We start from the raw sequence: 21837 nt of genomic DNA, 5'->3' as shown, positions 1-21837 counted from the left end.
ATTCAATTCAGGCTAACAGTCAGGCAGCAACGAAAGTTTGCTACTGTTTAATTTTTATATTCAAGAGAATCCTGGGTGCTGCCACAGGTTAACATTTTCTCGCCGAAATATGGATTCCGGATATTCGGATCATTGCTCAACCAATAAGCGCCTTTATTATCAAAGGCCATCGGGCAGAACTGGTAATAAACTTTTTGTCCTTCATATTTTACGGTCCGGGTGAGGCTCCATAATGCATCCGAAATCATTTCAAATTCCTTCCTCTTATTGTCAATATTCTGTTCCCCGCGCAAACCCAGCGCCGAACCGGTAATGGTTCCCGCAAAGCTTTTAGCAGTTTCTTTGATCACACCGGTAGAGTCACCGGTGATCTCATCTGTTTTCAGGGTTTCAGCAGCCCGGGCAAGATTCGCTGCCGCGGCGTTGGCCTTAACAGTGTCGCTTTCAACCAGGGCATCTTTCACCGAGAAATAAGCAGTCATCAGTTCATTGAACGAATCGTTGAAAGCGCCTGACTTCTGACCAAGGCTCAGCGGCTTCGGCTTTTCTACCCTGGGCTCATCGGATTTCCGTCCCATGATCAGATACGTTACAAAGGCTGCAATAACAAGAACAACAATGATTAAGGCGACTTTTTTCATTTACCCTGTGATTTTCGTAAAGTTAGTGGATTGCGGTTTAAATTCATGCCGCTTAGGTGTTTATCAGTATTTTTGCAAATTCTGTATGTTGAATGTGGGCGAAGCGCTGGAAGCTGCCGGTCTTATTCACTATTTTGTACATTTTATAATTGCTAATTTGTTTTATGCTCGCAGGATTAACTAATGTGACTTTTGAATTTGGGGCCCGTGTTTTAATTGAGAACGCTACCTGGCATATCCAGCCAAATGAAAGAATTGGATTGATTGGTTTCAACGGAACCGGAAAATCAACTTTACTGAAATTACTCGTGGGCCAATACTCTCCTTCTGCCGGTACTGTTGAAAGGAGCAAAAACACTTCGATCGGGTATCTGCACCAGGATCTATTGAGCTTTGATACGGGAGACTCCATTTTCGAAGTGGCGCTGGGGGCGTTTGAAAAGGTACTCAAACTTGAACATGAGATTGATGTAATTGGCAAGCAGTTGGAACAAAGTGCAGGCAAGCCGGAAGAAGAAGAATTATTAATACAATACACCGATAAGCTCCATGAAATGGAGACACTTGACGGCTATAATATTCATCATAAAACAGAAGAGGTGCTACAAGGCCTGGGTTTTCCAAATGCCGACCTTAAGCGGCCTTTCCGGGAGTTTAGCGGGGGATGGAGAATGCGCGTACTTCTTGCCAAGATGATTCTGCAGGGACCCGACCTTTTGTTACTCGATGAGCCGACGAACCACCTTGATCTGCCATCAATCGAATGGCTGGAGAAGTACCTGTTACACTACCAGGGTTCCGTGGTGATCGTAAGTCACGATAAGTATTTCCTGAACCGCATGGTCACCAAGATCGTTGAAGTATATCAAAGAGAGTTGCATATCTATAGTGGCAATTATGAATATTATGAGGCAGAAAAGGAAATGAGGGTCGAGCTTCAGCAACGCGCATTCGAAAACCAGCAGGATTATATAAAGCAACAGGAACGATTTATTGAAAGGTTCCGGGCGAAAGCCTCTAAGGCTGCCGCTGCCCAGAGTGCCATGAAGCGGCTCGATAAGATTGACCGCATCGAAGATGTTCAGATAGAAAGGCCGGATCTCAGGATCAATTTCCAGGTGGATAAGGTACCGGGTAAAGTGTTGTGCGAACTCAAACACATCAATAAATCTTTTGGAGATAATGTCATAATCAAAGATGCCTCAGCTTATATCGACCGGGGTGATAAGATTGCATTGATTGGTGCAAACGGAAAAGGAAAATCAACTATGCTGCGCATCATAGCGGGCGTGGAAAGTTATAATGGCGAACGTAAATGGGGCCATAACGTTGAAGAAAGTTTCTATGCTCAGCACCAGCTGGAAGCCCTTAATGTAAACAATACGGTTATTGAAGAAATGAAGGAATGTGGCAGCCAGCGCACGGACCAGGAACTAAGAACCCTGCTTGGGTGTTTTCTTTTCAGCGGTGATGATGTAGAGAAAAAGATCAAGGTTCTAAGCGGTGGTGAAAAGGCACGTGTTGCCCTCGCAAAAACAATAGTCAGTAAAGCCAATTTCCTGATGCTCGATGAGCCGACGAATCACCTTGACATGCACTCTTGTGATCTGTTGATCGGTGCGCTGAACAAATACCAGGGAAGCATTATCCTGGTAAGCCATGATCGTTATTTTGTTTCAAAAACCGCCAACAAGATCTGGGAGATCGTTGACCAGCAGATAAAAGAATTTGACGGGGGGTACGAAGAGTGGGTTGAGTGGAAGGAAAGGATGAAAAAGGCTCAGCAGGCTTCCGTAAAAAGTGAATCAAAAAAAAAGGACGATAACGATTCCCGCAAACAACCCCGCCAGGATGTAGCTGCAAAAAAGGAAACCGATGTACCGGTTGCTCCCGCCAAACCAATAGCCCAACCCCAGGCTCCGATAAATAAGGATGCCAAAAAAGAACTGCAGCGTCAACAGAAAATCTTCCAACAACTGGAAGAGAAACTTGGAGAGTTGAATAAGCTGAAATCAAAATTTGAAGCAGACCTTGCCTCACCCGAAGTATATGCAGACCGCAACAAGTTCGTGGCAGCAGAATCCGGATATAAAAAAGCGTCACAGGAGATAGAATTATTGAATAAGGATTATGAAAAAGCTTTTGAAAAGATAATGGAGCTGGAAACCGAACTGGGAAGTTAATGACTGGCGTGACAACTATTCAGACTTCTTCCAGGCTCCCGTTTATTAATCGTTACTAATCTGAAAACTTTGTCACTTACCAGGATGAGGCTGCAATACATATTGATGTTCCTGCTTATTACGCTTGGGGCGTTCCCGGTGAATGGCCAGGACATCCGTGTACGGCCAAAGATCGGTGTAGCCTTGAGCGGTGGTGGCGCAAAGGGACTGGCACATATCGGCATTCTTAAAGCCATCGACAGCGCCGGTCTGAAAGTCGATTTTATTACAGGTACCAGCATGGGTAGTATAATCGGTGGTCTGTATGCTATCGGGTATTCCGCGGATTCCATTGAAAAACTGGCCAGGAAGATCGATTGGGATATCCTGCTTTCCAACCAGGGATCCCTCAAAGCGTTGATTATTGAGGAAAAGGCTGAGTATGGGAAATATGCCCTTGAACTGCCATGGGTGAATCACGGGTTCCGTTTGCCCAGCGGGGTACTGGAAGGCGAAGAATTATGGCTGAAGTTTTCCGAGTTATTCTTTCCTGTATACAATATCAAAAACTTTTCAGATTTCTCCATTCCCTTCAAATGTATCGCTGCTGATATTGCAACCGGTGAAACGGTTATTCTTGACAGTGGTGAGATTGTCACCGCTATCCGTTCAAGCATGGCGATACCTTCAGTTTTTACCGCGGTGGAGCACAATGGGCGCAAACTTGTGGATGGCGGCGTTGTACGCAACTTCCCTGTTCGTGATGTACGTGAAATGGGCGCAGATTATGTAATTGGGTCGAATGTTGCACTTGGATTGTTGCCAAAAGAAAAGGTGACGAATGCGATCCAGGTCCTGATGCAGATCGCGTTTTTTAAGGAATCTGAGGATAACAAGAAAGAAGTCGAGGCGACCGACCTTTATATCACCCACCCTATTGAAAACTATAATGCCGGAAGTTTCAGCCGGTCCGACGAACTCCTCCAGATCGGGCTCGAAGAAGGCAGGAAGATGTATCCGGCATTGAAACGCCTGGCTGATAGTCTTAACCAGATTTATGGATCTCCTGTTGTTGCAAAAAGACGACTGCCCGTTATCGACTCACTCAGAATTTCAGAAATAGAAGTCAACGGTCTTAATAAAACAACCAAGGATTTCTTCCAACACATGATGGGGTTTTATGAGAACAAGTTTTACACTACTGCCCGGGTGTCAAACATGATCCGCAGGGTGTTCGGGACAAGGTATTACAGTCGGATTGTGTACCGCCTGGAATCTCTTCCCGACGGCTCCGTGAAAATAATTGTTGATGTGGTTGAAAACCCGAGAACTTTTGCCAAGGTAGGCATTCATTATACCCAGTTCACCGGGATTGGCTTATTACTTAATCTTACGAGCAGGAATTTCTTTTTGCCGCATTCCAGGAGCCTTGTTACGGTTAATCTTGGCGAAACATTCCGTACCAGGGCAGAACATCTTCAGTACCTCGGCCGGGGAAAAAATGTTGCACTGATATTGGGAACACAGTATGAGCGTTTTGACCTGAACACTTACCAGAATTACAAACGTGATGGTTTGTACAAGATGCACCTGTTCAAGGGAGACGCAAAAATGCAATATTCAAAAAGCAGGAAATATACATTGGGTGCCGGTACAAGATATGAATGGATACATTATGATCCGTCTATTCCGTCAAGTTTTGAACTCGATGGCAAAAATGAATTTCTGACCACCTATGGTTATCTTGGCGTGAACACGCTTGACCGATCTGTCTATCCAAGACGGGGCTTGAAAATTGACGGTGAATTCGGATTTGTGTATAACCAGTCGCCAGATGTAACATTTTTTTCAGAAGGCGTTCCCGTGGGTAATCTTGATTCATTCGGGATCAGCTATTCTAATTTTCAACAGGCAAAGTTGAACATCGAGGGTTATGTTACGCTTAGTCGCCGCTCCACGTTTTTCACCAATTTCCAGGGTGGAATCAACTTCGGTTATAACCAGAGTGTATTAAATGATTTCATCATTGGTGGAATGTATAGCCTCTTCAGGAACCAGATAACATTTGCAGGACTTGATGAAGCCGCGATTTATACTCCAAGTGTTGCTGCTATTCAATTTGGTTATCGTTACCAGTTGTTCAATAATTTATTCATCATTGCTCGTTCGAACGGCCTGATCAATAATTTTATCAGTAAGGATAATGTGTTGCAAAGACCGGCATTTTTATCCGGCCATGCATTGTCTATGGGTTATAACTTCGCTCTCGGTCCCCTGGAAATCAGCGCAACGTACAGCGACCAGTCAAAGCACGTGCAGTCGGTGATCAGCCTTGGCATTTCTTTCTGACTCTGCCAATGCTTCACGGCTTTTGATGAAATCGGTTACGAGGTAGGTGATCAGTTTACCGGTTGTCTCACATTTCCTTCCATCAATGAGTTGTACAGCTCCTTCGCAAATATGCAGATATGCCACTTTCAGGTTGCTGGCGGTAAAAGTTACATACTGCCGTGCGTCACGCACTGATATCCCACTGGGTGTTTCAGCACTTGATAATACGCCTTCTATGCAGTCGAGATCTACTTCGATGCCAGTAAAATTATCTTCCATATAAGTGGTGGCATGGGCAACCGCCTGGATAAAATTTCTTTTTTCACGCACGTAGATGTCTTCGTAGGTAATGAAGTCCATGAAAGGATTATTTGCGATATCGAGCCAGACATTCTGAGGAAGATAATTCTCGTGTAAACCTATTACACAATACTTTTCAAGAAATCCGTCTTCTTCCGCGTACCGGAATCCATTACCACTGTGCCTTCCTTCGATCGGCCTGAAATCAGCATGGGCATCCAGGTTCACGGAGTTTATCTGGGCCAGTGGGATCAGGCCTGATTTATATAAACCTTTCGCTGCGCCCTTTATAAGTGGATATGCATTGTTATGTCCCCCGCCAATGGCAATAGGAATCTTATTATGAGAAGTTATTACTTTAACCAGGGTTTCTACCTCTTCATCAATCACATGCACTGCGTGTCGGTAAGCGTCCAGCTTTTCTTCGTAACCATGTGCGTTTTGTTCGATGAGGTACTTGATATCCCCGAAATCAAAATGGCCAATAACCAGGATATTATCGCCCGATAAAAAATCATTGCTCTGGATGTTTAGAAAGGCCGACAGGAAAGGGGACCAGATGGAATCGGTACCGCCGGTACCTTCATTTGCACGGACTCCAATATCCTCCGGAATTCCAAAAACCACATACTTGCAACTGGAATCACTGATCGTCTTCTCCAGGGTGCCGGCACCGTCAGTACAATGAACCTCTTCACCCAACTTCGTTTCAAACCTCCTGATCTTTGTGTGATATAATACATCCTGCTTTTTGTAAAACTTGAAATGTATCATGCGAATTTTTATTTGGTGCGGTAATGTCAACCTTTCGATCGTTAATTTAAAACTTATTCCTGAACATCGGCCACGGAAATCTTACTCATCTAATGGTTTTCCTGCAAGGATCACCTGGTGCACCAGGTTTGATCCAAAAGCATAAGGAAGATAATTTACCGATGGAACCCGCTTTGTAATGATGAGATTGGCCCTTTTACCCGGAGTGATGGATCCGGCCAGTTTTTCTACCTCCATCGCGAATGCGCCGTTGATGGTGGCGGCATTGATGGCTTCAGCAGGCAGCAACTTCATCTGGATACAGGCCAGGGCCAGGATAAGGTTCATGTTTCCGCTGGGGCTGGAGCCGGGGTTATAGTCGGAAGCAAGTGCAATGGCGCAACCGGCATCTATCATTTGCCTGGCTGTGGTTACCCGCATCCCAAGAAAAAATGCAGCTCCCGGAAGCAGTGTGCCGATGGTTGAAGAAGCGGCAAGGTCTCGGATCAGCTTATCATTCATCGTTTCCAGGTGATCAACTGACAGTGCCCCGAGTTTTATGCCGGTCTCAACACCGCCGGACAGATTCAGTTGGTTAGCATGTATTTTCGGTTTCAGACCAAGGGCCATTCCCGCCCGGCAAACCTGTTCAGTCTCCAGGGGCGAGAAAAAACCGGTTTCACAGAAAACATCTATATAGTCGGCAAGTTTCTCCGCCGCTATCGCAGGAAGCATTTCATTAATGATCAGATCGATATAGGCCTGATGATCGTTTTTGTATGCGGGTGGATAAGTGTGTGCTCCCAAGAAAGTAGCCTTGATAAGCAGGTTGCTTTCCTGCCTCAATCTTTTAATTACCCTGAGCATTTTCAACTCGCCTCCTACCGTTAAGCCATAACCGCTTTTTATTTCAACAGCCCCCGTTCCCAGTTTTGCGATTTCCCTGAGTCGCGTTCGCGCAGATTCGTACAAGGCTTGTTCACTCGTATCGTTAAGCACCCTTGCTGAATTTAGAATACCTCCGCCCCTGGCGGCAATCTCAGCATAAGTGAGTCCATTGATTTTATCGACAAACTCGTTTTCACGACTGCCAGCGAAAACCAGGTGAGTATGACTATCGCACCAGGATGGAAGAACGAGCCGGCCTTGCAGATCAGTTACCTGCGAACGGTCAGCATATTTCAGATCCTTCATCTGACCGAAAGCAGCTATTTCGCTGTCTTCAATAATAAGATAGGCGTCATCCATACACGGCAGGTCAGAAAGTCCTGCCCCACGCAGAAGTTTTGTTTCTGTTCTGCAATTAATTATTGATTTGATATTTGTCAGGATGGTGGTTGCCATTACCGGAGCAGTTCTATCTCCTGAAGATAATCATGCTGCAGGTCTTCATGAAGCCCTGTGATCAGTTTCTCAACTTTTTTTTGCTGGCCGGCGAAAATATTTGACAGTAAGACGCTTTTGTGAAGCGGGATCTTTTGCTGCTTTATCTTATGAAGAAAATATATCAAAAGTTCGACTTCCGCAGTTTTCCCGGATATATAACGAATGTGTTTGTTTGTCACCCTTAATATTTTCCGGAGCGTCTTCTTGGTATAGTAGATATTGGAATGATTGATCTCGTTGAACATATCGTCTATCTCCATTTTCACCGATTGGATATAACCGCTTTCATCACCTGCTTCAAATAACAGGTAGGTTAATAACTCTTTATTCTCTTTTTTGAATTTTGCAAGACGTAAACAGATTTCAGTTAGCCGGGCAGTTGGCAGATGAATAAGTTCATGCTTGATCTCCTGTACAGTTGCCGCTTTCATTGACAGATTTTTCTGAACGTGTATTTTTTGTTACAAACATACTTCAACTGAATTTACAGTACCCGTTTTAATATCTTTGCCACTCTTTAAGTAAATCACGGTTTTTTGTCGCAGCGTTTCCGGTTACGACAAGCGCCATACTTTTTACTTGAAATGGCATAGTTTTTATGTTTCAATCAGTTAAATAAAATTAGGATGGAGATACCAGATTTTTCGGACCCCTCGATATGGGTCAGCCTGCTGACACTGACTTTCCTTGAAATAGTATTAGGTGTTGACAATATCATCTTCATCTCAATAATCTCAGATAAACTCCGTCCGGATCAGCAAAAAAGGGCGAGGACAATGGGTCTTTTGCTGGCTATGGCATTCAGGATTCTCCTGTTACTTGCTATAACCTGGATTATGCGTCTTACCGCACCATTGTTCACAATTCCCTTTATAAAAGTAGATGGTGAACCCATTGGCATCTCGTGGAAGGACCTTATTCTCATGGCCGGTGGTATATTCCTGATCGCAAAAAGTACACTCGAAATACATCATAAACTGGAAAAACCGCTTCAGGTGGAAGGCGCCAAGCCGGTGTATACGGGCTTCGCCAGTGTGGTTGTACAGATCGTGCTGATCGATGCGGTTTTTTCTTTTGACTCCATATTAACCGCCATTGGCCTGGTGGATGAGGTCTTTATTATGATTATCGCCGTAGTAATTTCTATTGGTATTATGATCGCTTTCAGTGGCGCAATCAGCCGTTTCATCAATAAAAACCCTACGCTCCAGATGCTGGCGCTTTCGTTCCTTATTGCTATAGGTATCATGCTTGTTGCCGAAGGATTTCACCAGGAAATCAGTAAAAGCTATATCTATACAATGATCGCGTTCTCGCTGTTGGTCGAACTCCTGAATATGAGGTTGCGGAAAAAATCTGAAAGCATAACACTTAATGATTCCCGCTCTCTTAATGAAGGTGCGAAAAATAAGTAGAGTAATCTGGCCATTACCCGGCATCCTGTTTATCGAAGCCGTGCATGGCCGCACGACTAGTGTTTCTTAAGCACTATAAGCCCAGTGAATACTTTTCTGCGGTTGCTTTTGCTTCTTCGTAACCGGCATCTGCGTGCCTGACTACACCGATCCCGGGATCGTTTCTTAACACCCGGCTTAGCCGGTGCGCTGCTTCTTCTGTTCCATCAGCCACAATCACCATCCCTGCATGGATGCTATAGCCCATGCCAACACCGCCGCCATGGTGCAAACTGACCCAGCTTGCCCCTCCTGCAATGCTTACCATCGCATTGAGAATTGGCCAGTCGGCGACGGCATCACTGCCGTCCAGCATTGATTCGGTTTCACGGTTGGGTGAGGCCACCGATCCGGTGTCAAGGTGATCCCGGCCAATTACAATGGGCGCTTTTACCTTTCCACTTTTTACAAGGTCATTAAAGGCCAGGCCGGCTTTTTCCCGTTCACCTTGTCCCAGCCAGCAAATCCTTGCAGGAAGGCCCTGGAAAGCGATCTTTTCTCTTGCCAGGTCAAGCCAGCGGATCAATGACCGGTTATTGGGAAACAAACTCCTGATAACATCATCTGTTACTGCTATATCTGCCGGGTCCCCGCTTAGCGCCGCCCACCGGAAGGGGCCTTTGCCTTCACAAAACAGGGGCCTGATATAAGCGGGCACAAACCCCGGAAAACCGAATGCATCTTTCAGCCCTTTTTCTGCGGCCCTTGCCCGAATATTGTTACCATAGTCAAAACAAACCGAGCCGGCTTCCTGAAGCGCGAGGATCAGTTCAACATGCCGGTACATTGACCGGTAAGCCATTTCGAGATATTTTTCCGGGTCAGATGATCTCAGCGCTCTTGCATCTTCGAGGTTAATGCCGTGAGGCCAGTACCCGATAAGCGGATCATGGGCGGAAGTCTGGTCAGTGCAGGTATCCGGAACGATTTCTCTTTCAATAAGTCTTTCCAGCAAATTAACCGCATTACACAGAACCCCGATAGACAAAGGTTGGTTGTTGTTTTTAGATTCGACTGCTTTGTCAATGGCTTCGTCGATGTCTTCGATCAATAAGTCACAATACCTCGTCTGTAATCGTTTTTCGATCCGCCACTTTTCAACCTCTGCAATCAGCGCCACCCCGCCATTCATAGTAATGGCCAGGGGTTGCGCGCCACCCATTCCTCCGAGTCCTGCGGTAACATGCAGGGTCCCTTTCAGGCTTCCATTAAAATGTTTGTCTGCAATCGCCGCATACGTCTCATAAGTGCCCTGTACAATCCCCTGCGAGCCAATATAGATCCATGAGCCTGCAGTCATTTGCCCATACATCATCAGCCCTTTTTTCTCAAGCTCATCAAAATGTTTCCAGTTTGCCCAGTTAGGTACCAGCTGCGAATTGCTGATCAGGATCCTTGGACTGTTCTCATGTGTTTTCATAATGGCCACGGGCTTGCCGCTTTGAATCAGGAGCGACTCATCATTTTCCAGTTTCTTAAGTGAGCTGATGATAAGATCCAATGATTCGAAATTTCTTGCTGCCTTGCCGCGGCCTCCATAAACGATCAGGTCGTCGGGCCGCTCTGCCACCGCGGGATCAAGGTTGTTTAACAACATTCTCAATGCTGCTTCTTGTATCCATCCCTTGCAGTTGAGAGTGGTTCCGGTAGGTGTCCGGTATTTTACCGGGTCATATTTTGTCTGCATCAATCCAGCATTATATTGTTAATGGATGCTACCCTGTTCACGTGATTTACAAACGAAAAATCACTGATCATGGCAGTTATCTTATTGATATCATCTGAGAAAACCCTGTCTTCTTCCGCAAAACTGACGGACTGACGTACATGGTCATGCGCAGCTTCAAGCAGGAGGCTGCTCTTAAGGGGTCTCCTGAATTCTATGGCCTGGCAGGATGTGAGTAGTTCGATAGCCAGTATATATTCCAGGTTGTCCAGCACCTGGTTAAGTTTCCGGCCACTGATGCTGCCCATGCTCACGTGGTCCTCCTGTCCAAGCGAAGTCGGTATGCTGTCTGCACTTGCCGGAAAACACAGGGTTTTATTTTCTGTCACCAGGGCTGCGGTTGTGTACTGGGGTATCATGAATCCACTGTTGAGTCCCACTTTTCTCATCAGCAACATTGGAAGGCCCCATTTGCCTTCGAGCAACAGGTAACATCTTCTGTCGCTTATATTGCCGATCTCTGCAGCCGCAAAACAGGCATAATCCAGGGGGAGGGCTAAAGGCTGCCCGTGAAAGTTGCCACCGCTGATGGTATTGTTTTCATCAAAGATGATCGGATTGTCAGTAACTGAGTTCAGTTCTGTTTCTGTCAGTTCTCTGAGGTGAGCCCAGGCGTTCCGGGATGCGCCATGCACCTGCGGGATACAACGTAATGAATAAGGGTCCTGCACCCTGCCGCAATCAATATGGCTCTGCATGATCTCCGAGCCTGAGAGCAGGTTCCTCAGGCGCCTGGCCACCTGTATGGTTCCCTTATAAGGTCTCAGGGCGTGCAGTCGTTCATCAAACGGAGCTTTGGTGCCGGATAAGGCCTCCAGGCTCATTGAACCGATGATATCGGCTGCTTCCAGGCAATTGAGCATACGTTGCACGCCCTTGATCGCAAAAGCGAGAATGAACTGCGTGCCGTTGATCAGTGCGAGTCCTTCTTTTGGTCCCAGTTGCAAAGGCAACAGGTCATTTGTATCGAGTACAGATTTAGATTGTTTAGGCGGTGATGCGACCCGGGATAAAGGATCGTATTCAACACATTCCCCAAGCCCGATCAGGGGCAGGAAAAGATGAGCAAGCGGTGCAAGGTCACCCGAAGCTCCGACTGAACCTTTTTCCGGAACAACCGGTATGATATTATTATCGACGTGCCACAGTATACGTTCCAGCGTTTCCAGTTTCACCCCGGAGAACCCGCGGGCAAGTGCATGAACCTTGGTGATCAGCATTAGCTTTGCTATCTCCGGATCAACTGGTTTACCCACGCCGACACTATGACTTTGAAGGATCTTGTGTTGCAACAAACGCGTGTCCTCGGCAGAAATGCGTTCATTGGCCAGTATGCCAAAACCAGTGTTGATGCCATAAACGGTCTGGTTGGTCTCAACAATGTAATTTACATAAAGCTGGCTCTTAAGAATGTTTCTCACAGCTTCATCGCTCAGGATGCCGCGGATTGAACCATTACACAGGCCCGTTACTTTTTCGATGGTCAGCGTTTCTATACCGTATTGAAATGTGTCGTTCATTTGATTGTTTTGCCCAGCTTCAATATAAATGAAATTCAGTTTTTATCCCTGATAATCATTGCATCCCCGATAATGAAAATTTGTTCGTAAATTTTCGCCTTCATTAAATCATGCGTTCATATATTCAAAACTAACTTAAACTGTACTAATTAGTATGAAGACAAACACTGGTGTATTACTGGGCCTGATGATGTTCCTCGAATATTTTATCTGGGGCGCATGGTATGTAACGATGGGAACATATATGGGTGAAAATCTCCAGTCCAGCGGGGTTCAGATCGGAGCTGCCTATAGCTCTTTCGCTATAGCTACAATGATATCTCCTTTTTTTATGGGAATGGTTGCAGATCGTTTTTTTGCCGCTCAGAAAATTATGGGATTACTTCACCTGGCTGGTGCAGTGCTTTTGTTTTATGCTTCAACTATTACAAACAATACCAGCTTTTACTGGATCATACTTTTTTACGCGCTGATGTATACTCCCACTATCGCGCTTTCAAACAGTATTGCCTTCGGGCAGATGAACGATCCGGGAAAACAATTTCCATGGATAAGAGTATTCGGCACTGTGGGTTGGATCGTAGCGGGTCTCTTCATCGGTAAATATGGCCTTGATAAATCAAACAATACTTTCCTGATGGCTGCCGGTGCTTCTGCGCTTCTCGGCCTGCTTAGTTTTATTTTACCAAACACACCACCAAAAGGCAAATCAACGGAAGCTTCTGCGGCAAAGTCACTGGGAACCGAAGCCTTTGTGCTGTTTACCAACAGGCCGTATCTTATCTTTTTTATCGCTGCTATTCTTGTCTGTATTCCACTTTCATTTTATTACGGGTTTGCCAATAAGTTTTTGAACGAAGTGGGGATGGAAAATGCAGGTGGCAAGATGATTTTGGGACAGATCTCAGAAGGCATTTTTATTCTTGCGATTCCATTCCTGTTTAACAGGATCGGTGTGAAAAATATGCTGCTTCTCGGTATGACCGCGTGGATTCTCCGGTATCTTGCCTTTGGCTATGGTGACACCGGGGGTAGAGAGTGGATGCTTTATGCCGGTATCCTGCTTCATGGAATTTGTTACGATTTCTTTTTTGTAACCGGGTATATGTACACAGAAAAGAAGGCTTCTGCAAATATCAAGAGCGCTGCCCAGGGGCTGTTCACATTTGCGACCTACGGGCTGGGGATGTTTATCGGTACATATTTCTCCGGTTTTGTAGTAGATCATTATGCCGTTGGAGAAGGACACAACTGGCTCGGCATATGGATGGTGCCCGCGTTTATTGCCGTTGGCGTCTTTTTGTATTTCGTATTGCTGTTCAAGGAAAAAAGAGACATCCGGCAGATAGATCACAAATGATGACTTATTAATTAAACATAAAATGAGATGAGAAAATTATCAATGCTCGGCTCCGGTTTTATTGGCCGGTTTTATGCTGACTCTATCCAGGGCTACAGGGCCAAGGATAAAATTGTAAGCATTTATTCCCGCAGAGAAGAAAGCGCAAAAAAGTTCGCTGACGATTATAAGGTCGGGCATGTAACCATCAATATGGAGGAGTCGATTGCTCATCCTGAGGTGGATGTTGTTTGTATCGCATTGCCAAATCACCTGCACGAAGAAGCGGTGATGCTATGCTGTAAACACAAAAAGGCGGTGATCACTACAAAACCACTTGGCCGGAATGCAGAAGAAGCAAAACGCATGTTGCTGGCCGTGGAAGAGGCCGGCATATTCAACGGTTATCTCGAAGACCTCGTTTATTCGCCAAAATTTCTCAAGGCTCATGAGAGTGTAAAAAACGGAGCGTTGGGTAGGATTCTCTGGGCAAAATCCCGCGAAACTCATCCCGGGCCGCACAGCGATTGGTTCTGGAACATCGAATTGGCAGGCGGCGGCTGTATCCTGGATCTTGGTTGCCACTGCGTTGAGATTACCCGTAGTTACATTGGGAAAGACATCAGGCCGGTCGAAGTAATGTGCTGGGCCGACACCCAGGTAAAACCCATCGATGCCGAAGACCATGCAATAGCGTTAATCAAATATGAGAATGGTGCCATAGCTCAATTTGAAGTAAGCTGGACCTTCAGAGGTGGTTTGGATCTTCGGGACGAAGTGATGGGTACTGAAGGAACGATCTGGATCAACAACTTCCTGAGAACCGGTTTTGAGATGTTTACCACCGGCAAAGGCGCCGACTATGTTGCTGAAAAGGCGGAAAGCAACAGCGGTTGGCTGTTCCCGGTAGGTGATGAACTTAATGAACTCGGTTACAACCATATGTTTATGGATATGTTTGATGCCATCGAAGAAGGACGCCCACCCAAAGAAACTTTTTATGATGGTTATGTAGTAAACGCCGTGCTCGATGCTGCCTACAAATCTGCCAAATCAAAATTGTGGGAACCGGTAAAACTCGAGATCTGGAGAGGACAGGAAAATGTTCAAAAAGCAAGCAACCTTGTTGAATATGACCAGGACCACTACCTGGTAAAAGAAGAAGTAACGCACTACGGCGCAAAAAAATTGATCCTGAAAAACAAACAGACAGGCAAGATCACGGAACAGGTAATTGACTAAAGTATTGAATGAACTTAAAAAAGTGATGAGTTATGAAGAAATCAAAGATTAATTCATAACTCATCATATACCTGATTATCACTTATTGATGGTAAACACGGATTGCAAACTACCCCACCGATCACTAATTAAAGTAGGCCTGTAATCCTTTGATTCTTTTGTCCAGTGTCTCATTCACCGCGTCATAATCAGCTTTGGAATTCAGCTTGCTGTTCACGCTGAAATAGAACTTAATTTTTGGCTCAGTACCGGAAGGGCGGGCCGAAATTTTACTACCATCCTCAAGAATAAACTGCAATACGTTTGACGTCGGCAGATTGATGTTCCATTCCTCTCCTGTCTGCAGATTTTTACCCTTGCTCAATTCATAATCCAGCAATTGCACAACCGGCGAGCCGTTCATTTCTTTGGGAGGTTTGCTCCGGAAGTTCTCCATCATTTCCGCGATCTCCTGCTGACCATTCATTCCTTTCTTAGTGATGGATATCAGGTGCTCTTTATAAAACCCGTATTCAACATACAGATCGATCAGCTTATCGTATAATAACTTTCCCTGGTTTTTTTCATAAGCTGCCATCTCACACAGAATCGCAACTGCTGAAACAGCATCCTTGTCCCTCAACTTGTCTCCTATCATCAGGCCATAACTTTCTTCTCCCCCGACTACATAGTTTTCACTGCCTTCTTTTTCACGGATGAGTTCCGCGATCCACTTGAAACCTGTCAATACATTATAACATTTGATGCCATTGGCCCTGCTAAACTCATCAATCATGTCGGTAGTGACAATTGTTTTCACCACCATGTCATTAGATTGTGAAATTCCCTTCGCTTTCCTTGCCTCAATCATGTAATTGAACGCCAGTACTGCTGTCTGGTTTCCATTCATTAATATCCATTCACCCTTGTTGTTTTTGATCGCGATACCAACCCTGTCAGCATCCGGATCTGTTCCCAGCAGGATATCTGCATCGATCTCCCTTGCTTTGTTGAGGCCAATGCTCATGGCATCCGGCTCTTCAGGGTTAGGCGAAACAACAGTCGGAAAGTTTCCATCAGGTTCAGCCTGTTCCTGTACAATGGTAACGTTGGTGAATCCGAATTCCTTCAATACCGAAGGCACCAGTTTTATACCTGTACCATGAATCGGTGTGTAGACTATTTTGAGGTCATGTTGTTTTTTTATTACATCAGGATAGACAGACAACTCCTTAACCATTTTGATATAAGCGTCGTCAACTTCTTTCCCGATGATCTGGATGTTGGCAGCACCACCATCCCATTTTACATCGTCTATCGAAGTGATCTTATCAACTTCCTTGATAACGTTTTTGTCATGCGGGGGAACCAACTGGCCACCGTCATTCCAATACGCTTTGTAACCATTATATTCTTTTGGATTGTGAGAAGCTGTGCAAACCACGCCGCCCTGGCAACCAAGATGTCGTATAGCAAACGAAAGTTCCGGGGTTGGTCTTAACGATTCGAAAAGAAAGACCTTAATGCCGTTTGCTGCCATTACATTAGCCACAATTTCGGCGAACATACGGCCGTTATTCCGGGAATCGTGAGCGATGGCTACCCTTACTGTACCACCAGGATATGTCTGGTTCAGGTAGTTGGCGTATCCCTGGGTTGACATACCAACCGTAAACTTATTCATACGATTGGTACCAACGCCCATTATGCCACGAAGGCCCCCTGTACCGAATTCGAGATTTCTGTAAAAAGAATCAACAACTTCCGTAGGATTTTCCTTTTGAAGTCTCAAAATCTCATCTTTGGTAGTCTGGTCGAAGGTACCATTCAGCCAGGCATTAACTCTTTCTTTGATAGCTGTATCCATGATTTATAGTTGATTGTACTTTGTAATGTAACGGGCAACCAATTTCGGGAAGATTGGTAAGACTAACAAATTCGATTCCAAACGCAGATAGTTGTATTTTGGGGCGAAATATTTTCAATCGACTGTGTGTTGAGACTCCGATCATTTTGTAAGATCCTGAAGGTAAATAATTACGTAGATGCCGCTGTGATGCCATACAGTAAGTTTGCTGCGACCCTGAAGTTTGCTGGGCACCTTTTTGTCTTTTTGTTTCTGTGCGTTGGCCTTGTTGCCCAGGAACCGGCTTCTTCGCTTCCCCGATTACAGAAAGGCTCAGGAAGTCCTGGTACAAGCGTATTTGCATATACCTTGTCAGATCCTGCAGATACGCGCTCTACGGCCGGTAAATTCTTAACGACCGCGCCTTCATCCGCGCGTTCGACTCCACTTCATCTTCCGGAAAACAAATCACGGTTATGGATAGTCGCCGGTAGCCATGCGGCAATCTGGGCAGGTACTTTCATTGCATTGAATCATGCCTGGTACAAGGACTATCCAAAATCCCCGTTCCACTTATTTGATGACAGAATGGAGTGGCACCAAATGGATAAGGCGGGTCATGTGTGGACCACGTACCAGCTGAGCCGGCATTCGGCGGCATCATGGAAATGGGCAGGGATGACGGACAGGCAAAGTGCCTGGCTCGGTGGATCCAGCGCTTTTGCGTTTCAAAGTATTATTGAGATCCTCGACGGCTTTTCAGCCGAGTGGGGATTTAGTATCGGAGATATGGAAGCGAACCTGATTGGTGCCGGCGGCTTTGTGGCGCAGCAACTGTTATTAAAAGAACAGATATTTCAAATTAAGTTTGGCTACAATCCATATAATTACCCGGATGATCTGAAACCCCGCCGGGATCAGCTGTTTGGTACTTCTTTAGCGGAACAACTTTTAAAAGATTATAACAGCCAGCGTTACTGGCTTAGCGCTAATCTGAAGTCTCTGTCAGGCAGTTCGAGGATGCCAGCATGGCTGAACCTTTCTTTTGGCTATAGTTCCGATGGCCTGTATGGTGCAAATTCAAACGTGTGGACAGATGAAGATGGGAATTATATTGACAGAACTGATATACCAAGGGTCCGGAGATTTTACCTGTCTCCCGATATTGACCTTACAAAAATTAAAACCAGAAGTAAGTTCTTCAGGTCCGTTTTCTTTGTCCTGAATATGGTAAAAATTCCGGCACCTGCCATTGAATACAATACGACCGGAAAACTGAAGTTCCATGCACTGCTGTTTTAAAGCTATCACTATATCGCTGTTTTGAAGCTATCACTCCATCCCTGTTTTAAAGTTACCACCATCGCTGTTTTACAGCTATCATTATCGCTGTTTTACAGCTATTACTCCATCGCTGTTATACAGCTATTACTCCATCCATGCCCCTGTTACTTTCTCACGCTGAACTTCAACGAAGATGTGCTCCTGAATGGTTGTGGACAGGGAGATACCAACATAATCCGGTTTTATCGAAAAGGCCTTATGGGTTCTTTCTACAAGTACGAGGATCTGTATTTTACGGGGGTGATATTCAAGAAACGGTTTTAATGCATATAGCAGCGTTTTTCCGCTGTTTGCGACATCATCAACTATGATGATGACTTTATTATCAAAGTCCAGGTTCTCACTGAGCCGTATTTCTGTGGGATTTCTTTTATTAAGGGCGATGCTGATAAGATGTGTTTTGTATCCCGAGATCTCAGCAAGCATCTTCTGAATCTCCTTTGCGATCACGACACCATTTTCTTCAATGCCGGCCAGTATAATTTCGGTTTCATCGATATTATTTTCCAGGATCTCATAAGCCATTCTTTTTAGTTTCCTGCCTGTTGTTGCCTCATCGAGAATATACTTCTTATCAGCCATTTCAATTTTTTGTAAAACTAACAAACATATTATTTCACTCTTGTGTATTTTTCGATGTTTACCCTGTTTATCCCGGCACTTTCAACGATTTCCACTCCCCGCTGAATAAGTGTGTCATTTGAGATTTGAATATTGAATTTAAAATCGTGGCCCTCCCACTCCCTGGCTGTACAATATTCGAGGAATTCTGTGTACACGCTATCTTTCAGGGTGTACTTCCCGCCACCGGAAGAAAAAGAAGCCGTTGAATCCTTTCCTTTTGCCAGATCATGCTGCAGGAATGCAAAATGAGTGTCATTGATGATCTTGATAAAAGAAGTGTTTTTAGTAAAGTCTGTCGTTACGGTGTCACCTTTTTCGATCAGCGTTCCGCTAAACAACTTCCAGGTGCCTTTCAGGGGCAATGCTCCAGCTGATTCAGCAGTTGGTTTTGGTTGTGGTTCGCATGAAAAAAGAAAAATGAAAGGGATTAAGCGAAGGAATGTCGATTTCATTTGAAATTGTATGTATCTAAATTATTCCCGCAAGATTCATTAATTTTTTTAAATTCTAATAATTTTAGACCAATGGGAGCTCAGGACGGAAATTATTATATTACACCTCAATTGGTCGCGTATGAATTATATACAACAAATCCTCTTTGTACTGATATCTGCAATAGCTATCTGGCTTTTCTCAAGAAATGCTATGCAGATCAGGAAAAATATATTGCTGGGTCGGGATGAGGATTACTCGGATAATAAAGGCGTAAGATGGAAAAACATGCTGCTTATTGCCTTAGGTCAGAAAAAGATGTTCCGGAATCCCCTGGTGGCGGTGATGCACCTTGTGTTATATGCCGGTTTCGTAATAATCAACATTGAAGTGCTTGAAATAGTACTCGATGGTATTTTTGGAACCCACCGTCTGTTTGCGCCTGTGCTGGGAAGTGTTTACCCGATGCTCATCAACGCTTTCGAAATACTTGCATTCGGTGTAGTCCTTTTTTGTATCATTTTCCTGATCAGGAGAAACGTGCTTAAGTTGCGCCGCTTTATCAGTCGTGACCTTGATGGCTGGCCCAGATCTGATGCAAACTATATCCTGATAACAGAAATTGTACTGATGGCCCTCTTTCTGACCATGAATGCAACGGACACATTATTACAGGAAAGGGGCTATGGCCAATATGCCGGGCACAACACCGGAAGTTTCATGATATCGAAGCTATTACATCCAATGTTTCAAAACATGGACAGTGCAACCCTTGCCGGTATAGAAAGAACTGCCTGGTGGTTGCACATTGTCGGGATCTTTGCATTCTTAAATTATCTGCCCTATTCAAAACATCTGCATATTCTGCTGGCTTTTCCCAATGCATACTACACGAGACTACTGCCAAAGGGTATCATCAAAAATATGCCTTCCATTCAGAACGAGGTTTTATATGCAATGCAGCCTGAACTCGCTCCGACCGATGCAGCCCCGCCAGAGAAGTTTGGCGCCAAAGATGCCATGGACCTAAGCTGGAGAAACCTCCTCGACGCATACAGCTGTACCGAATGCGGCAGGTGCAGTGCTGCCTGTCCCGCCACAAAAACTGGCAAAAAATTATCTCCCCGGAAAATAATGATGGACACACGTGACCGGATAACCGAAATAGGTGAAAACATTCGTCTCAACGGTGAATTCAAGGATGATGGCAAAACGCTTCTGCACAATTATATCACAGCGGAAGAATTAAGGGCTTGTACGACCTGCTCTGCCTGCGTCGAAGAATGTCCCGTCAGCATCAGCCCTCTTGAAATCATCATCGAAATGCGCAGGTCCCTCATAATGGAAGAAAGCAATGCACCCCAGGAGTGGAACGCAATGTTTGGAAACGTAGAAAACAATTTTGCTCCATGGAAATTTAGTCCTGAGGAGCGGGATAAATGGACCGAAGAATTGAGAAGCTGAACCTGCTTTGCGGATCAACTTCAAACTTGTGCAATCTAGTTATCTGTTAAGCTCCTTTTCATCTGCACTTGGACCATACATACCTGGTACCGGGATGTTTTGCAAACGCAGATAAAGTGATAGTTGTCCACGGTGATGGACGATGTGATTAAGCGCAAAATAACGCATCACGATTTTCCTTGGCGCTTTAATGATGGTTTTATCACCTTGCGTAAGCGCCCAGGTTTTGTCCAGTTCTGAATCCGGGCATCGTTCGAGTGCGTTGAGGCAGGTTGCCAGGCGCTCATCAAAAAAAGCCAGCAGGGCCGCAGCACTTCCCAGGGGTTCAAGCCTTGGGATCGGATTAGCCAGGTTCAGCCCATCGGTTTCAATGATCAGCGATATCCAGACCGGTATATTGGATATATGTTGCGCAAGCTTAACGGTGCTGTATGATTTTTCATGGGGTTTCCAGGGGAGATGGACATCTTCCAGCCTTTCCAGCATTTTCCTTGTATTAGCCGCTTCTCTTTTGATTTCCCCCATCAGGAGTTCTTTTTCAGTCATAAAGAATATATTAATGAATATGGTTAATTTCCTCGATGGTTTTTTCTGATTTTTCGGATACAATTTTCACTGGCTGTTTTTTCCTCCTGATCATTTTGATAAAAAGGATTATCGCAGTCAACGTAAACACCGAACCGATTATCCAGTTCATTACATTCTGGTTGGCATTTAATTCATCAACTATAAGCCGGCCCCCAAAAATAAATACGGCATTCCCAATCAGGGTGCCGATCCCAATTCCGATAATATAGAAATTGTAATGGCTTGTACGGGGTAATAGGATTCCTTTTGTAACAAGTACGGTACTCCATCCGAACCAGAATGGAATTTGTACGGGATTGATGGCACTCATTGATACACCCAGCCAGAAACGATGCATGGTGTTTGACAGAATTACATTCTTACCTGTGCCGCCCGGGTTAGCTGCAGCCATGAAAGTAGTGACAGCAAGTGCGACGATCATAGCCAGGCTGAGCCATTCCAGCCAGGTAAATAGTCTTTCATGTTTTCTTACCCACTGCATCGCCACCAGTGAAACCCGGACATATATTATTTCAACAACCATGGCACCGAGCACAAAATATATCGCAGGCACAATTCCGTCCGTAACAGAAATCTGCATAGCCGCTATGTTAAGCGTGCCAAGTGGTAACGTTCCAAGAAAACTAATGAATAACCCCGTCAGCGCAATTCGGGCCAATACAATACCCGTTGGTTGGTTGTTCGCTGTATTCATAATAATACCGCA

Annotated in this window: 18 protein-coding genes; 7 read left to right on the top strand and 11 right to left on the bottom strand. The window is 45.0% G+C overall.

The features are described 5' to 3' along the window. Positions 1-47: 47 nt before the first annotated feature. Complete coding sequence (locus ACX0G7_RS00975; protein WP_458921531.1) at positions 48-641, bottom strand: DUF3347 domain-containing protein; 594 nt, start codon at positions 639-641, stop codon at positions 48-50. A 164-nt stretch (positions 642-805) separates the two neighbouring features. Here ACX0G7_RS00975 and abc-f point away from each other — a divergent pair, with 164 nt between their 5' ends. Together abc-f and ACX0G7_RS00965 are read left to right on the top strand one after the other, a co-directional pair. Next, on the top strand, positions 806-2824 hold the full coding sequence (gene abc-f / locus ACX0G7_RS00970; protein ID WP_458921530.1) for a ribosomal protection-like ABC-F family protein: 2019 nt from the start codon (positions 806-808) through the stop codon (positions 2822-2824). Positions 2825-2893: 69 nt separating this feature from the next. Continuing rightward, a complete protein-coding gene (locus ACX0G7_RS00965) occupies positions 2894-5152 on the top strand; it encodes a patatin-like phospholipase family protein (protein WP_458921529.1) in 2259 nt (752 codons plus the stop codon). On the opposite strand, the gene ACX0G7_RS00960 is transcribed toward ACX0G7_RS00965, so the two are convergent. From ACX0G7_RS00960 to ACX0G7_RS00950, 3 genes are all read right to left on the bottom strand, one after another. Then, positions 5108-6208 carry a formimidoylglutamase gene (locus tag ACX0G7_RS00960; protein ID WP_458921528.1) on the bottom strand — a complete coding sequence of 367 codons (1101 nt, stop codon included), beginning with the start codon at positions 6206-6208 and terminating at the stop codon, positions 5108-5110. The genes ACX0G7_RS00965 and ACX0G7_RS00960 overlap by 45 nt on opposite strands. Before the next feature lie 81 nt (positions 6209-6289). Beyond that, positions 6290-7435 (bottom strand): imidazolonepropionase, encoded by a 1146-nt coding sequence (gene hutI, locus ACX0G7_RS00955; RefSeq protein WP_458921527.1) that lies wholly within the window; start codon positions 7433-7435, stop codon positions 6290-6292. Between the two features lie 95 nt (positions 7436-7530). Next, entirely contained in the window at positions 7531-8004 is a 474-nt protein-coding gene (locus ACX0G7_RS00950) for a hypothetical protein (RefSeq protein WP_458921526.1), read from the bottom strand. 195 nt (positions 8005-8199) lie between these two features. Between ACX0G7_RS00950 and ACX0G7_RS00945 the strand changes: the two genes are divergently transcribed. Beyond that, positions 8200-8988, top strand: a complete 789-nt coding sequence (locus ACX0G7_RS00945) for a TerC family protein (protein ID WP_458921525.1) — start codon at positions 8200-8202, stop codon at positions 8986-8988. Positions 8989-9061: 73 nt separating this feature from the next. Here the strand turns inward: ACX0G7_RS00945 and hutU are convergent, their stop codons facing one another. Continuing rightward, positions 9062-10714: a urocanate hydratase gene (gene hutU / locus ACX0G7_RS00940; protein ID WP_458921524.1), complete on the bottom strand. Its 1653-nt coding sequence runs from the start codon at positions 10712-10714 to the stop codon at positions 9062-9064. Next, entirely contained in the window at positions 10714-12273 is a 1560-nt protein-coding gene (gene hutH, locus ACX0G7_RS00935) for a histidine ammonia-lyase (protein WP_458921523.1), read from the bottom strand. Before hutH ends, hutU begins: the two co-directional genes overlap by 1 nt. A 154-nt stretch (positions 12274-12427) precedes the next feature. Here hutH and ACX0G7_RS00930 point away from each other — a divergent pair, with 154 nt between their 5' ends. Further along, the gene (locus ACX0G7_RS00930) at positions 12428-13633 is read left to right on the top strand and encodes a nucleoside permease (protein WP_458921522.1); all 1206 of its coding nucleotides are present in this window, start codon (positions 12428-12430) and stop codon (positions 13631-13633) included. A gap of 27 nt (positions 13634-13660) precedes the next feature. Continuing rightward, positions 13661-14854 (top strand): Gfo/Idh/MocA family protein, encoded by a 1194-nt coding sequence (locus ACX0G7_RS00925; protein ID WP_458921521.1) that lies wholly within the window; start codon positions 13661-13663, stop codon positions 14852-14854. Positions 14855-14978: 124 nt separating this feature from the next. Here the strand turns inward: ACX0G7_RS00925 and ACX0G7_RS00920 are convergent, their stop codons facing one another. Beyond that, positions 14979-16700, bottom strand: coding sequence for a phospho-sugar mutase (locus tag ACX0G7_RS00920; RefSeq protein WP_458921520.1), 1722 nt, complete (start codon positions 16698-16700; stop codon positions 14979-14981). A 126-nt stretch (positions 16701-16826) separates the two neighbouring features. Here ACX0G7_RS00920 and ACX0G7_RS00915 point away from each other — a divergent pair, with 126 nt between their 5' ends. Next, complete coding sequence (locus ACX0G7_RS00915) at positions 16827-17981, top strand: DUF2279 domain-containing protein (protein WP_458921519.1); 1155 nt, start codon at positions 16827-16829, stop codon at positions 17979-17981. A 126-nt stretch (positions 17982-18107) separates the two neighbouring features. Here ACX0G7_RS00915 and ACX0G7_RS00910 read toward each other — a convergent pair whose 3' ends face one another. Both ACX0G7_RS00910 and ACX0G7_RS00905 read right to left on the bottom strand, forming a co-directional pair. Further along, positions 18108-18605, bottom strand: a complete 498-nt coding sequence (locus ACX0G7_RS00910) for a phosphoribosyltransferase family protein (RefSeq protein WP_458921518.1) — start codon at positions 18603-18605, stop codon at positions 18108-18110. A gap of 29 nt (positions 18606-18634) precedes the next feature. Continuing rightward, positions 18635-19099: a hypothetical protein gene (locus ACX0G7_RS00905; protein ID WP_458921517.1), complete on the bottom strand. Its 465-nt coding sequence runs from the start codon at positions 19097-19099 to the stop codon at positions 18635-18637. A gap of 121 nt (positions 19100-19220) precedes the next feature. Between ACX0G7_RS00905 and ACX0G7_RS00900 the strand changes: the two genes are divergently transcribed. Further along, positions 19221-20543: a 4Fe-4S dicluster domain-containing protein gene (locus ACX0G7_RS00900; RefSeq protein WP_458921516.1), complete on the top strand. Its 1323-nt coding sequence runs from the start codon at positions 19221-19223 to the stop codon at positions 20541-20543. Positions 20544-20582: 39 nt separating this feature from the next. On the opposite strand, the gene ACX0G7_RS00895 is transcribed toward ACX0G7_RS00900, so the two are convergent. Together ACX0G7_RS00895 and ACX0G7_RS00890 are read right to left on the bottom strand one after the other, a co-directional pair. Beyond that, a complete protein-coding gene (locus tag ACX0G7_RS00895; protein WP_458921515.1) occupies positions 20583-21089 on the bottom strand; it encodes a DinB family protein in 507 nt (168 codons plus the stop codon). Positions 21090-21099: 10 nt separating this feature from the next. Then, positions 21100-21825 (bottom strand): LysE family translocator, encoded by a 726-nt coding sequence (locus tag ACX0G7_RS00890; protein ID WP_458921514.1) that lies wholly within the window; start codon positions 21823-21825, stop codon positions 21100-21102. Between the last annotated feature and the right edge of the window lie 12 nt (positions 21826-21837).

It is taken from the genome of Flavitalea antarctica (genome assembly GCF_054461535.1).
This window is presented reverse-complemented; position numbering and strand designations above follow the sequence as displayed.